We start from the raw sequence: 11850 nt of genomic DNA, 5'->3' as shown, positions 1-11850 counted from the left end.
TTTTTGGAGAAACCTCCGGTGAATGATCTACAGGGAGTTTGCACCTCATCCGCAACTGGCGCCATATGTTGAATGTTACTGGAAAGCTGATGCCGACAGGCCTCCTTTCCGGGACGAGGAATCGCTGATCCCCGATGGTACCATCGAGCTGATGTTTAATTTCGGTGACCACTATGCCAGCATCAAAGACGGCTCCCGTCAGCCGGTAAAAGGCTCACACATTATCGGTATCCGTCAGCATGCGCTGCGGATCTCTCAAACAGCCCATCAGCATGTGTTTTCCGTGCGCTTCCGGCTGGGAGGCACTTACCCGCTGTTTCGCATCCCGGCCCACCTGCTGGCCAACGATTTCTGGTGTCTCCCCGATGTAGTGGGAAAAGATTATTCCTTGCTGGAAGAACAGCTGTTTGAGGCTGCCACCGATGAACGACGGGTACAGCTCACCGATCAGTTTCTGTTGAACCGCCTGCAATTTGATAATATCCCCCATCGTTTTCTGCAACAATGCACCACATGGATGCTGCAACAGGAGAGTGTTTCCGTGGCCGATGCCTGCCGGGTATTCGGTGTTTCCTACAAAGCGATGGAGCGCCGGTTTAACCAGGTGGCAGGCCTTACCCCAACAGACATGCTAAAGATACGGCGGTTCAACAAGGCCATACTGGCTATGTACAGCTGTCGCTACGAATCCCTCACCGCGGTGGCACACAGCTGCGGCTTCTACGACCAGTCCCATTTTATCCGCGAATTCAAACAGCTTTCCGGCACCACCCCGCGTCATTTCCTTAAGGAACAATACACTATTGTACAGGTAATACAACCGGCCCTCGCAGCACGGTTGTCTAAATCGTACAATTTATAACCGCCCGCATTTATCATCTTCGTAAAAAAATATATGTCATGGAAGGAAAAAAATATGAACTGATTCCCTACCTCACTTTCGGAGGCAATTGTGAAGAAGCAATGAACTTTTATGCCAAAGCACTGGGCGCCACTTTTAAAGTATGGACCCGCTACGACAACCCCAACATGAAGGCGCCGGAAGCCTATCGTGACAAGGTGCTTCACAGCAGGCTGCATTTTAATGACCTGGCTATTTATGCCAGCGATACTTTTCCTGGTAAAGAAACGAAAGGCAACAGCGGAGATGTGTCTTTATCGCTCACTTTCCCCGATGAACAAACCGCACAAAAGGCTTTTGACGCACTGGCCGCAGGCGGAGAAGTGGGCGTGCCTTTCGGGAAACAGTTCTGGGGCGACTGGCATGGTAATCTTACAGACAAATACGGCATTAAATGGATGGTGAATTGCTGATTCGCAAATTTTCCCAGGGCTGAAGCCCAGGGCTACGATTTGTTCTTTCTCTTTTATAGATAACCTCCAATTGATGAGACAGGGTCAATGTAGGCAATAGGAGATTATCTGGTATCATCCAGGTTATCGATGCAAAGTTTCCGAAAATGATGGGTTAAAGCCAATTCATTGAGAAGCTCCACTCTGAAACAGCCTGAAGAACAGAACGTAACCCAGGGCTTCAGCCCTGGGACTTGGCCCTGGGGCTCCTCAGAAAATCTGCCCTAAAGCAATCAGATTACCGCATTCATCCTCGAAAACGGCTTCTATGCCCCAGTCGGCCTTGGTAGGTGGTTTCCGGAACACCACGCCTTTGGCTGTCAGCCGTTCGTATTCGGCTGCAATGTCAGCAGTGCCCAGCATGATAGCAGGTATTCCTGCTGCGTATAGCCCTTCCATATAGGCTTTGGCCACCGGATGCTGGGACGGTTCCAGCAGCAGGGTGGTGCCTTCGGGATCTTCAGGAGAGACCACTACGGCCAGTAATGCTTCGGGCATATAAACTTTCTCTTTAAAACCCAGTTTCTCTGTGTAAAAGCGAAACGCTTCCAGGGGGTCGTTGACGTGGACCCCTGCCATGGCTATTTTCATATGGATATGTTTTTAGTGGTGAGTGATCATGGTGGAGGTGTCTTTCCCGTGTTTGCGCTTTAATATCAAGGCGCTGATGAGCGCTATCACGATGCCGACAGGCAGTACTTCCGAATAGGTGATCAGTATAACAAACAGCGGGTTTTTATAGAGCTGCTTAAAATTTTCCGCTTCGGCCGTCTTTTTAGACAGTGTTGCAGCGTCGGCGCCTGCTTCTCTGGCCTCTTTCAGCAGGTGGGCGTTGTATTTGTCCATAAAATCCGGAACAAACAGGTAATAGTCAAACAGCCACACCACTACATATATGGTAGAGGCGATGAGGGCAATCAACAGGCCTACTTTAAATGCCTTGCCGAAGGTGATGGCGCCGTTGTTGTATTTGTCGCGATAGTTTTTGACGCCCACAAAAATGAAAGAGAAAGCGACGAGCATCCCGGCGTAGCCGAGCACCATATTCCCCTTATAGTTGGGGTCGCCGTAACACATTAAAACGGAAAACACCATCATCAGGCTAACGATGGCGCCGGAGATCAATCCGAAAACGAGCACATTTTTTTTCATCTGGTCAGGATTTGGTAGTGAGTACAAAAATGCTGGTCCTGCATCTTTTTCCGTTCATACTTTAGGGTGATTTTACCTTTCTTACCTTTTTTCCTGCTTTCGGGTGATGATGATTATGGTATGATATTCAGTCGCTTAGCTTTATCTATGGCTTGTGTTCTTCTTTTTACGTCCAGTTTTTCGAATAAACGTGACGCGTGGGTTTTGACCGTGTTCAGTGACAAGAACAGGCGGCCGGCGATCTCCTGGTTGCTGAGGCCGTCGGCCATCAGCTGTAGTACTTCCAGCTCGCGGTTGCTCAGGCCGGGGTGGTCCGGCGCAGGGGTATTTAAAGAGAAGGCAGCTGCCGGAGTAATAGGCACCGGTTTTTCGATGATCACAGTCTCCACTTTTGGTCTGGTGAGTTTTAAGGCCAGCCATATCCCCAGTGCTGTAAAAATGAGGGCCACCATGCCTACATATATCTCCATGGCATGATGAATGATCAGGAAACGCAGCTCCAGCCATTTCAGGAGAAAGAGCAGCAGGGCCAGCGAAAGGCCGTAAAGGATATTATGTTTGTTTCTGGTGATGGCGTGCCACTTCATGCGCAATGGTTTGCTGTTGGCATAAAGTTACATATTTGATGCAAAAGCAGTAGTCTGCGCCCATCCTTTTGCTGCCTGATATGCGTTATATGTTGGAGAGAGGTCTGTATTCAGCAAAACTTTTCCGGATGGTCTGTTGTATTAAATTATTATTCGCCGGACATCCCGGAGTAACATTTAAGTATTCTTGTGCGTTACACTGCTTTTGACGGCCTCTGACAAGAAACCGGCATGATTATTAATCTATTATTTATCATAAAATGACAGCAATTGTTCATTTTAACGCATGAATGTTCAATTACATACAAGATAAAATAAATTACATTTGACACCAGAAAAATTCAATTTTCCCATGAACAGACGCACTGTTATTGCATTGCCATTGGTTTGCCTGACACTTCACAGTTCCCTTGCAAGCCGGGCTGCAAATGTTTACCCCGCAACTGAAACTGTTGTTACTGCCATGGCGGACCAAAACAAAGCTGCCAAAGTGATCAACTATGGTCAGGGTATAGACCTGATCGTAAAAGCCCTGGGCCTCAACATTGACAATATTCGGTTTATCAAAGAGCCGAAGGCTACCGATTACTGCGAATATGCCGATAATAAGGCTCCCTACGCTTCATCCGTGATCATTGCGGCCAACAACGGCATTACGCTGGACCGCAAACAGCGTTTCAATACGCCTATGACACGCGAGCAGTTTGCGCTGGCACTGGAAGAAGCTATTGAACACACCGGTCCTTATCCGATGAACATGATGTGGATCAATATCGGCGATGCCGCAGCTTTTGCCAACAAAGACAAAGCGAATAACGCCGTGCAGGCGCTGATTAAATTTGGCGTGGTGTCGCTGGAGAAAAACAATTTCCGCCCAAGGGCGAATGTTACACCAGCTGAAGCCAATGCTATGGTGGCAAAGGCGGCCAAATTTGTAAAAGAACACAAACAACGCGTGGAAGAACATCAACAACAGAGCGAAGTAACGGTAACGTCTACACCGGTAAATGCGCAGGTGAACAGCGTAGTCCTGTCAAGAGGCAGCCAGCCCAATTCCGGCTACCAGATCGCCATCACGGGTATTGACTTTGCAGAAGGCACTGCCACCGTACGTTACAGGCTTACCAACCCCGAGCCCGGCAAAATGTACATGCAGATGATTACCGAGCCCAAAGCGGAAACTTTCGTGGGCAGCGCTTATAAGGTAGTTATACAACAGGATAAATAATTGATATGGCGGGACTGGACCTGTACCATCTAAAGCCTTGCGCGACACCCGTTGGCCCGACGCTTTTTTTTCGATGGAAGAGTTGGCAGATGCGCCGGCAGCATTCATCGAAAAACATCGGCATTTGATGGTGCAGGTGGCCGTCCCGCCTGATATTTTTCTGTCTTTATTTTTACCGGTGAGCAACAGGTGCGTGTTTTCGAAAAACTATTTGGTAAACATGACGACTACCGGCTGCTCACCGGTACTATGGCAGAGCCCCGGAAAAGTGCAAAAGAAGAGACCCTCCGCAATTTTCGGGAAAACTTCATTGATAATTTTGAAGGTGGTACCAGTGCTTTTTTTCCCGGCTGGTAAGCCTGGTCTTAGAGAAACAAGTCCGGCTGCAGTTTCCCGCCCGGCGTCACAGCATAATGCGCCAGATCAGTTATCCCTTCCGCTTTTAATACTGCTTCATCAATAAAGTTATTGCCCGTACAGGAAGCCGCCGGTTTCCCGAGTATGTAAAACGCCGCGTCCGCCATGATGTCCGGCTTACGGCTTATTTTCATCAGGGCTTCGCCGCCGAGGAGGTTTTTAATGGCCGCTGTAGCGATGGTGGTAGCCGGCCATAATGAGTTGGCCGCAATGCCGTATGATTTTAACTCTTCCGCCCATCCCAGGGTGAGCATGCTCATGTTGTATTTGCTGATAGTATAGGCCACGTGCGGACCGAGCCAGTTGGGGGACAGGTTTACCGGTGGCGACAGTGTCAGGATATGCGGGTTGTTCCCTTTTTTGAGATAGGGGATACAATGTTGTGTTACCAGGAAGGTGCCTCTCACGTTGATGTCGTACATGAGATCGAAACGTTTGGCCGGTGTTTGTTCGGTGTTGGTGAGTTGAATAGCGGAGGCGTTGTTGATGACCACATCGATGCCGCCAAATTTTTCGACTGCCTGTTGCACGGCTTGTTGTATCTGTTCTTCCTCGCGGATATCCACTTTGACGGGCAGGGCTTTGCCGCCGGCTTTTTCCACGGCTTCCGCCACGGAGAAGATGGTGCCACCGAGGCGGGGATCTTCTTCGGTGCTTTTGGCGGCGATAACGATATTGGCGCCGGCGGCTGCGAGCTTCAGGGCAATGGCTTCACCGATGCCTCTGCTGGCGCCGGTGATAAAGATGGTGCGATTTTGAAAGGTCATGTCAGGCTGCTTTTGTTGGGTGTAAGAAATATTTATGGCCGGATGTTTTTACCGGCTTTGTATACGGTCACAATATGACGGGTATTTTTGATGTTTGACTCCGGGTTGTCTGCCAGCACCAGCAGATCGGCCACCTGGCCGGGCGCGATGGTGCCGGTATTGGGGAGCTTCAGTACTTTGGCTGCGTTGCGGGTGCCTGCGCTGATGGCTTCCAGCGGCGTCAGTCCTGCCTGTACCATCAGCTCCAGTTCCAGGTGTTCTGAGAAGCCTTGTGTACGTAGCGGCGTAGCGCCGGAGTCGGTGCCCATGGCCACGAAGATGCCTGCGCGGTATATGCGGCGAAGGTTGCGCAGCGCTGTTTCAAAGGCCGCCTTGTTTTTGGCAAAAGCGGGAGAGCGCTCCAGTTGCTGTTTGTATTCCGGGGAGGTGATCATTTCATATACGCCCGGCTCCAGCGAACGTTTAAAGAATTCGTCGTGTAGCCATTCGGGTTGGCGTGCGTAGATGTAGGCATATTCATCGAGCGACAACGTAGGGATGTACACGATGCCTTTCGCCTTCATGGTCTGCAACAGTTTGTCGTCGATGTCCCGGTCACGGATGCTGTGCGCGAAAATATCGATGCCAGCATCAGCCAGCTGTTGCGCGTCTGCTGCGTAATACAGGTGGGAGGCCACCCTGATGCCGTGGCGATGTGCTTCGCTGATCACTGCCTTGTATACGGCAGGCTCCATCTTTTTAAAACGGCCGCTGAAATCGTCCAGCCACATTTTCACCACGTCGGGACGTACCTGTGCAACCTTGTCCATGGCCGGCGCCACATCGGCGGCCGTAGCGGGACGGTTTACGAGGTCCATGCCAAACTCCAGCGGCGGTGCGCCGTTGGGCACACCGAAGCCATAACCGGCAGAATGCAGGCGTGCGCCTGGCAACAGTCCGGTCAGCGATGAGTCCCGCAGACCGCTTTCAAACAGCATGGGCCTGTCGGTGCCCATGGCCAGCACATGCAGCACGCCATAGTCCGCATACTGTTGCAGCTGCCGCAGGATATTTTCCCGGGTGTAGTTAACGGCATTGGTGGTGGTGCCTTTCAGTGTGCCTACGTGCGTATGAACGCTGATCAGTGCGGGCATGACGGTCTTGCCCGTGAGGTCTACCACGGCGGCGCCCGGCGCTTTCAGGTGGCTGCCAACGGCGGCAATAGTATCTCCCTGTAACAGGATATCAGTATGCAGTTGAGACCGGTGGCCGGTGCCATCTATCACGGTGGCATTTTTAAGCAGGGTGGTCTGCGCTGACACCGCTGTTCCTGATAACAAGGCTGCTATCAGCAGCGCAGAAAAGTTTGTTGTCATTCTTTTGTTTTATGGATCTGTCTTAAATATAACCCAGACTGTATAAACTACCATGTAAAATTTTGCAGGACATTTTACCGGTTTTGCAGAGAAACCAGGCGGTGTTGCACAATACTGTTTGCTGACGCGGTCTGAGCGGCTATTTTTGACCGGCAATCATTTTTTATGGCGTACTGTATTGAAGTGGCCGGTCTGGCCTACCAATTTAGAGACAAAACACCTGTGTTGCAGGATATACAACTGAAGGTGCCGCAAGGGGCTATCTATGGTTTTCTGGGACCTAACGGTGCCGGCAAAACGACGACGCTGCGACTGATCACCGGCCTGCTGCGCATGCAGACAGGCAACGTGCAGGTACTGGGCAAGTCTTTCCGGCAGCACCGGCTGGAGATCCTGCGGCAGACGGGCTGCCTGATCGAAAGTCCGGCTATCTATGAACATCTGAGCGCCGCAGACAACCTGCTGGTATTGCAACGTATTTATCAATGCCCCAAAGCCAATATCATGGAGGCGTTGAACACAGTAGGGCTACAGGCCGTGCGCGATAAAAGAGCCGGTCAGTTTTCGCTGGGCATGAAACAACGGCTGGCATTGGCCATGGCGTTGTTGCACCACCCCAGGCTGCTGATACTGGACGAACCTACCAACGGCCTGGACCCCAACGGTATCATCGAGATGCGTGAGTTACTGAAGAAGATCAACCGGGAGCAGGGCATCAGCATTTTGATCTCCAGCCACCTGCTGCCCGAAATAGAAAAGCTGGCCACCCATATCGGTATCATCAGCAAAGGCCGTATGGTGTTTGAAGGCAGCCTGGAGCAATTGTCCGGCCTGCGGCAGCAGGTGAGGGGCTACTTGCTGGAAACGACGGACAATGCCGTTGCTGCGAAGCTTTTATCAGCCAGGGACATCCCCATTGTGACAGACACGGAAGGAATACAGCTGCCGGCATTGCCGGTGGCGGTCATCACGGAGCTGAACAGTCAGCTGGTGCAGCGTGGTATCGGCGTATATGGCATCCAGCCGGTTAAAAATGATCTTGAAACAATTTTCATGGACCTTATTCAACCTTAAATTATGTTGGCATATCTCCATAGTGTTCAGAGTGAATGGCTCAAAAGAAAGAACAGTGCCGCCACCTGGCTTACCGTTTTGGGCGCCGCGCTGGTGCCATTGATTGTACTGTGTTACCGTTTTTATTATTTTGAACTGCTGGCCACGCAAAACGCATCGGCCGACATATGGGAGCAGCTGTACAATCGTTCCTGGCAGTACATGGGATTCCTACTGTTGCCCATGGGCGTCATTCTGGTCACAAGTTTGATTACGCAGATCGAAACCCGTAGCAATGCCTGGAAGCTGTTGCATATAACGCCGCAACGGCTGACGACCATCTTCTTTGCTAAACTGACGGTTATTTTGATCATGCTGTTATCCTTTTTTCTGTTGTTTAACATCGGTATTTACCTGACGGGCGTACTGCCGGCGCTTTTGATAAAAGAGGTGCCCTTCCCCACAGCACCTTTCCCCTGGCTGAAATATCTGTATGGTAACGGAACATTCCTGGTTGCCTGTCTGCCGATAGTGGCGTTTCAGTACCTGATGGGATTGCGCTACCGGAATTTTATGGCGCCGCTGGGAGTGGGGCTGGGCCTGTATATAGTGTCTTTCATCGCGTTCAAATGGGAATATGCTTATTTTATTCCCTACATTTATAGTATACTGACATTTATCGATGGTATGCATCATACAGTAAGACCGGCGAACATTTATTTGTTGTCGACCGCTTATTTTGTGGGGTTCACCGTATTGGCGTATACGTTATATATCAATAAAAGTGAGAAAGGATAGATCATGTCGACATACATCTGCAGTGTTCAGAGTGAATGGCTCAAAAGAAAGAACAGTGCCGCCACCTGGCTCACCGTTTTGGGCGGTACGTTTGTGCCACTGATCATCCTGGGCGTCAGGTTATATCATTTCGACCAGCTGGCCGGTCAAAACGCCTCGGCCGATCTATGGGAACGGTTATATCATGAAGGCTGGCAATACATGGGCTTCCTACTGCTGCCCATAGGCATAATCCTGGTAACGAGCCTGGTCACACAGCTGGAAACCCGCAGTAATGCCTGGAAGTTATTGCATGTAACGCCACAGCGGTTCACTATTATTTTCCTGGCTAAACTGACGGTTATCCTGATGATGCTGTTGTGCTGCCTACTGTTGTTTAACGTCGGTATTTACCTGACAGGCGTGGCGCCTGCATGGGTGATGCATGATGTGCCCTACCCTGTGGCTCCTTTCCCCCGGATGAAATACCTGGTTGGCAGCACACAGTTTCTGTTGGCCGGTTTACCGGTATTGGCGTTACAATATTTGCAGGGATTGCTCTTCAGAAATTTCATGTTGCCCCTGGGAATAGGACTGGGGCTGTACATTGCATCAGTGATAGCGCTCCCGTGGAAGTATGCCTGCACAATTCCTTATATTTATTGTATGATGTTAGCTAATCAGGGGGCAATACCATCTGGTATTTACATCATGTCGACCGGGTATTTTGTATTGTTTGGCGTGTTGGCTTATATACTGTACGTCAGAAAAAAAGAGAAAGGATAATGACAAAGAAGGTAATCGTTGTACTGCTCCATATTGGATACTGGATGATGTACTTCTTCCTGATCTTACTTTTTTTGGCGATCATAGCCAAAGGTAACCTCCGTTCCGCCAACCTGCGAGGTTCGGCGCCAATGGCTATTTTTTGTTTTGCGCCCGCTTTGCTGGGCTTCTATAGCTTTTATGGCTTGTTGTTTAACCGCTACCTCCATCCTCAACGGGTAGGAACGTTATTGCTTGCTGGCATTGTTACCGTGCTTTGTTGTGGCGCCATTTCCCTGCTGCTGCTCTGGCCTTACAAGGGTCTTGCCTCCGGCCGGCAGCTAGTGGTAATGTGGTTGGTCACATCCGGAATGGCGGCCATTCATGGTATTGTCGCCTTCGTATTAAAGGGATTCATCAGCTGGTATGGAGACATTCAACTGAAAGAAGCGCTCAATAAAAAAAATTATGAGACCTCAATGGCGTTGATCAAAGCGCAGATCAATCCGCACTTTTTATTTAATACTATTAATAATATCGACGTACTGATTTCGAAAGATGCAGGGAAAGCTTCATTATATCTCAATAAACTGTCCGGTATCATGCGGTTTATGTTGTATGAGACCAGGGGAGAGATTATACCGCTGTCGCGGGAGATGGCCTACATAGAACAGTATATTGAGTTGCAGCGTATCCGGTCCTCCCATGCCGGATATGTCACCTATGAAGTAGAAGGCACGCCCGGTAACAGGATGATTGCCCCGATGCTTTTTATTTCCTATATCGAAAATGCGTTTAAACATGCGGAACATAAGAAAGCGGAAAACGCGATCCGTATCCGGTTGCAGATAGAAGACGACCGGCTGGTGTTTTCCTGTCGCAATCTGTATAGTGTGGAAGCGCCGGTGAAGCAGGAACACAACGGGCTGGGCAACGAGCTGCTGCAACAGCGGCTGGAGCTGCTGTATCCAGGCCGCCACGAGCTGGATATTACACGCGAAGGAGGTGTTTATCAGGTAAACCTTATATTGCGGGACGCATGAAGATCAGTTGTATTATAGTAGAAGATGAGCCGCTGGCCATGGAAAGGGCGAAGGAGTACGTTGGGAAACTGCCCTACCTGCACCTGCTGGCCACGTTTGACAATGGCGTGGATGCTATGGTATACCTGCGGCTGCATCCTGTGCAACTTATCCTGCTGGACATCAATATCCCCGGTATTTCCGGCATACAACTGCTGGAAGCGGCCAATACCCGCTGTGAAGTAGTGCTGCTCACTGCTTATGAGGAGTATGCGTTGAAAGGGTATGAGTTGAATGTGACTGACTACCTGTTGAAGCCTTATACGTTCGACCGCTTTGTGCTGGCGATGGACAAGGTCCAGCATAACCTGCAGCGGCAGGCGCCCGCCGCACCGGATTATATCTTCATAAAAACTTCCTGGCGACTGGAAAAAGTGTCACTCGATGATATTATTTATATAGAAGGCCGTCGCGATTACCGTAAAGTATATACGCAGCAGAAACAGATCATGACCCTGCAACCATTTGGCTGGTTTGAACAGGAACTGCCGCCCCAACAGATCTGCCGGGTGCATAAGTCTTACATGGTGGCCATCTCCAAAATAGACAGTATTGAGAAAGAAGGTATCCGCATCGCCGGGATTACCATTCCGGTATCCGAAACATACCGCAAACAGTTTTATGCTTTGATTACGCGCGGCTGATTTTACGGCGGGCAAACCAGTAGGGGACCACAAAAATCAACACAGCGGCGGGTATCCGGTACCAGTTAGCCTCTGGCCCGTAGAAGTCCGGATAATTAGTTTGCTCTATTCCGGTTACATTGAGTATCCATTGCATTATTTCTATGATATGCGCAATGATGCTGACACTGATTAATAGTAAGCAGGTAAACCAAACGCTGGTGTTGCGTTTACGGGAGAATGCCAATACAGGAACGATGCCACATAATAGCGATATCATTACTATCATCTCCCCGCGATAATCCCGATGGACGGGGACTTCCTTATAATATTCTCCACTGAAAAGGTACATTACCCAAAGATGCAGGAGAACCGACACCCCTAACATGATTAACCCCAGTATGGCAAAGGGAATATTGGCATTATGAAGATAATGTGGTCGTATTTTTTTCAGGGCAGGAATGAAAGCTGATGCTATCAGAAAAAGAAAGAGCGAAATGATACAGCCATCCAGCAGATAGATGGTAATGGTCCAGATAAATACCATGGTATATAGGTTGTCCCTTAAAATAGAGAAAACGACTGCAGCCAGGCGTTAGTCTTTGTTATGGTCGCGGTGCGCCATTCCGGTAGTCGCATACTATAAAAACAGGAGCGTCGAGAGTATATAACCAGCTATCAGGTGATGGAG

15 protein-coding genes are annotated in these 11850 nt (G+C 49.7%); 9 read left to right on the top strand and 6 right to left on the bottom strand.

From position 1 onward, the window contains the following. The first annotated feature begins 22 nt into the window (after nucleotides 1–22). The gene (locus ACTJJS_RS32740; RefSeq protein ID WP_440668179.1) at nucleotides 23–862 is read left to right on the top strand and encodes an AraC family transcriptional regulator; all 840 of its coding nucleotides are present in this window, start codon (nucleotides 23–25) and stop codon (nucleotides 860–862) included. Nucleotides 863–900: 38 nt separating this feature from the next. Further along, complete coding sequence (locus tag ACTJJS_RS32735; RefSeq protein WP_168873133.1) at nucleotides 901–1314, top strand: VOC family protein; 414 nt, start codon at nucleotides 901–903, stop codon at nucleotides 1312–1314. Nucleotides 1315–1563: 249 nt separating this feature from the next. On the opposite strand, the gene ACTJJS_RS32730 is transcribed toward ACTJJS_RS32735, so the two are convergent. From ACTJJS_RS32730 to ACTJJS_RS32720, 3 genes are all read right to left on the bottom strand, one after another. Further along, nucleotides 1564–1944, bottom strand: a complete 381-nt coding sequence (locus ACTJJS_RS32730) for a VOC family protein (RefSeq protein WP_440668178.1) — start codon at nucleotides 1942–1944, stop codon at nucleotides 1564–1566. Nucleotides 1945–1956: 12 nt separating this feature from the next. Beyond that, on the bottom strand, nucleotides 1957–2505 hold the full coding sequence (locus tag ACTJJS_RS32725) for a DUF4199 domain-containing protein (protein WP_343745643.1): 549 nt from the start codon (nucleotides 2503–2505) through the stop codon (nucleotides 1957–1959). 113 nt (nucleotides 2506–2618) lie between these two features. After that, a complete protein-coding gene (locus ACTJJS_RS32720) occupies nucleotides 2619–3092 on the bottom strand; it encodes a response regulator transcription factor (protein WP_440668176.1) in 474 nt (157 codons plus the stop codon). 463 nt (nucleotides 3093–3555) lie between these two features. Between ACTJJS_RS32720 and ACTJJS_RS32715 the strand changes: the two genes are divergently transcribed. Further along, nucleotides 3556–4320, top strand: a complete 765-nt coding sequence (locus tag ACTJJS_RS32715; protein ID WP_440668175.1) for a protease complex subunit PrcB family protein — start codon at nucleotides 3556–3558, stop codon at nucleotides 4318–4320. A 189-nt stretch (nucleotides 4321–4509) separates the two neighbouring features. Next, nucleotides 4510–4677 carry a hypothetical protein gene (locus ACTJJS_RS32710; protein WP_440668174.1) on the top strand — a complete coding sequence of 56 codons (168 nt, stop codon included), beginning with the start codon at nucleotides 4510–4512 and terminating at the stop codon, nucleotides 4675–4677. An 8-nt stretch (nucleotides 4678–4685) separates the two neighbouring features. Here ACTJJS_RS32710 and ACTJJS_RS32705 read toward each other — a convergent pair whose 3' ends face one another. Together ACTJJS_RS32705 and ACTJJS_RS32700 are read right to left on the bottom strand one after the other, a co-directional pair. Beyond that, entirely contained in the window at nucleotides 4686–5504 is an 819-nt protein-coding gene (locus tag ACTJJS_RS32705; RefSeq protein WP_168873138.1) for an SDR family oxidoreductase, read from the bottom strand. A gap of 32 nt (nucleotides 5505–5536) precedes the next feature. Beyond that, nucleotides 5537–6859: an amidohydrolase family protein gene (locus ACTJJS_RS32700; RefSeq protein WP_440668173.1), complete on the bottom strand. Its 1323-nt coding sequence runs from the start codon at nucleotides 6857–6859 to the stop codon at nucleotides 5537–5539. A 165-nt stretch (nucleotides 6860–7024) separates the two neighbouring features. Between ACTJJS_RS32700 and ACTJJS_RS32695 the strand changes: the two genes are divergently transcribed. From ACTJJS_RS32695 to ACTJJS_RS32675, 5 genes are read left to right on the top strand one after another with little or no spacing between them, the layout of a single operon-like run. Then, nucleotides 7025–7933, top strand: coding sequence for an ABC transporter ATP-binding protein (locus ACTJJS_RS32695; RefSeq protein ID WP_440668172.1), 909 nt, complete (start codon nucleotides 7025–7027; stop codon nucleotides 7931–7933). A gap of 3 nt (nucleotides 7934–7936) precedes the next feature. Continuing rightward, nucleotides 7937–8710 carry an ABC transporter permease gene (locus ACTJJS_RS32690; RefSeq protein ID WP_440668170.1) on the top strand — a complete coding sequence of 258 codons (774 nt, stop codon included), beginning with the start codon at nucleotides 7937–7939 and terminating at the stop codon, nucleotides 8708–8710. A 3-nt stretch (nucleotides 8711–8713) separates the two neighbouring features. Continuing rightward, the gene (locus ACTJJS_RS32685; RefSeq protein ID WP_440668169.1) at nucleotides 8714–9475 is read left to right on the top strand and encodes an ABC transporter permease; all 762 of its coding nucleotides are present in this window, start codon (nucleotides 8714–8716) and stop codon (nucleotides 9473–9475) included. Next, nucleotides 9475–10497: a sensor histidine kinase gene (locus ACTJJS_RS32680; RefSeq protein WP_440668168.1), complete on the top strand. Its 1023-nt coding sequence runs from the start codon at nucleotides 9475–9477 to the stop codon at nucleotides 10495–10497. The genes ACTJJS_RS32685 and ACTJJS_RS32680 overlap by 1 nt, the downstream gene beginning before the upstream one ends. Further along, nucleotides 10494–11180 (top strand): LytR/AlgR family response regulator transcription factor, encoded by a 687-nt coding sequence (locus tag ACTJJS_RS32675; protein WP_440668166.1) that lies wholly within the window; start codon nucleotides 10494–10496, stop codon nucleotides 11178–11180. The genes ACTJJS_RS32680 and ACTJJS_RS32675 overlap by 4 nt, the downstream gene beginning before the upstream one ends. Here the strand turns inward: ACTJJS_RS32675 and ACTJJS_RS32670 are convergent. After that, the gene (locus ACTJJS_RS32670; RefSeq protein ID WP_440668165.1) at nucleotides 11167–11706 is read right to left on the bottom strand and encodes a hypothetical protein; all 540 of its coding nucleotides are present in this window, start codon (nucleotides 11704–11706) and stop codon (nucleotides 11167–11169) included. The two genes, ACTJJS_RS32675 and ACTJJS_RS32670, sit on opposite strands and share 14 nt — an antisense overlap. Nucleotides 11707–11850: the final 144 nt, after the last annotated feature.

It is taken from the genome of Chitinophaga sp. 22308, assembly GCF_052045305.1.
In the GTDB taxonomy this organism is placed as follows: domain Bacteria; phylum Bacteroidota; class Bacteroidia; order Chitinophagales; family Chitinophagaceae; genus Chitinophaga; species Chitinophaga varians_A.
This window is presented reverse-complemented; position numbering and strand designations above follow the sequence as displayed.